The organism is Saccharomonospora iraqiensis subsp. paurometabolica YIM 90007 (genome assembly GCF_000231035.2).
Classification (GTDB): domain Bacteria; phylum Actinomycetota; class Actinomycetes; order Mycobacteriales; family Pseudonocardiaceae; genus Saccharomonospora; species Saccharomonospora paurometabolica.
Window position 1 is genome coordinate 62,448 of record NZ_KI912244.1, and the last position, 774, is coordinate 63,221.

At 76.2% G+C, this 774-nt stretch carries 1 protein-coding gene; it reads left to right on the forward strand.

The genetic code is table 11. From position 1 onward, the window contains the following. The coding region (locus tag SACPADRAFT_RS30590) for an FAD-binding oxidoreductase (RefSeq protein ID WP_007027837.1) at positions 1-774 on the forward strand (774 nt) is incomplete at both ends.

Sequence of the window (774 nt, forward strand, 5' to 3'; positions counted from 1 at the left end):
TCGGCGACGGCGTCGTGCTCGACCACAGCCGCCACCTGAACCGGGTGCTGGAGATCGACCCGGAACGGCGGACCGCGCGGGTGCAGCCCGGCGTCGTGCTGGACACGCTGCGCGCCGCCGCCGCCGAACACGGGCTCACCGTCGGCCCGGACCCCTCCACGCACAGCCGCTGCACGCTCGGCGGCATGATCGGCAACGACGCCTGCGGCTCACACTCGGTGGCCTGGGGCCGCACCGCCGACACCGTCGTCTCCCTCGACGTGGTCACCGGCGACGGCACCCGGATGACCGTCGGCCCGGGCGACGCCCTCACCGGCGACGACCCCGACCGGGTCGCCGACCTGCGGCGGACGCTGTCCACGCTCGCGCGGGACCATCTCGCCACCCTGCGCACCGCCTTCCCCGAGCTACCCCGGCGGGTCTCCGGCTACGCACTGGACGCGCTGCTGCCGGAGAACGGCTTCGACCTCCCCCGCGCCCTGGTGGGCACCGAGGGCACGTGTGTCCTGCTCACCGAGGCCACCGTCCGCCTGGTGCCCGCCCCGGCGGCCCGCTCCCTGGTCGTGGCCGGGTATCCGGACGACATCGCCGCCGCCGACGCCGTTCCGCACGTGCTGCCGCACAAGCCGCTCACCGCCGAGGGCATGGGCGCCGACCTGATCGACACGCTGCTGCGGCGCAGCCGCCGTCCGGCCGCGCTGGACGCCCTGCCGGACGGCCGCGGCTGGTTGTTCATCGAGGTCGGCGGCCACGACCGGGCCGAGGCGGTGGCCC